This is a genomic window from Halomonas sp. ND22Bw (assembly GCF_003011945.1).
Taxonomy (GTDB): domain Bacteria; phylum Pseudomonadota; class Gammaproteobacteria; order Pseudomonadales; family Halomonadaceae; genus Halomonas; species Halomonas halophila.
In genome coordinates this window covers 1-323 of record NZ_PXWD01000485.1, presented here as the reverse complement: position 1 = coordinate 323, position 323 = coordinate 1, and the positions used below count along the sequence as shown (strand labels likewise).

Sequence of the window (323 nt, the reverse complement as noted above, 5' to 3'; positions counted from 1 at the left end):
AAAACCCCGTCGAAAAAGACCCATCACCAGAAGCCCAGGACCTTCCACCAGGTCGTGCCGATGACGGCGAAGACGAGCAGTTCGACCACGCACATCACGAAGCCTACGCGCCACCACAGGCCCATCGTGACGTAGCCGCTGCCGAAGATGATCGGCGAGGTCCCGGTGGCGTAGTGCGTCAGCGTCATCATGATGGACGAGCCGGCCGTCATCATCAGCATGAAGGGCACCACGTAGGCGGCGGGAATCAGCTGCGCCCCGACGCCCAGGAAGGCCAGCATCATTGCGCTGATGTGCGCCGTGGTGCTGGCGAACAGGTAGTG

Annotated in this window: 1 protein-coding gene; it reads right to left on the bottom strand. The window is 62.8% G+C overall.

All coding sequences use genetic code 11. From position 1 onward, the window contains the following. Positions 1-23: 23 nt before the first annotated feature. On the bottom strand, positions 24-323 hold a 300-nt coding region (locus CVH10_RS19050), incomplete at its 5' end, for an anion permease (RefSeq protein WP_181244511.1).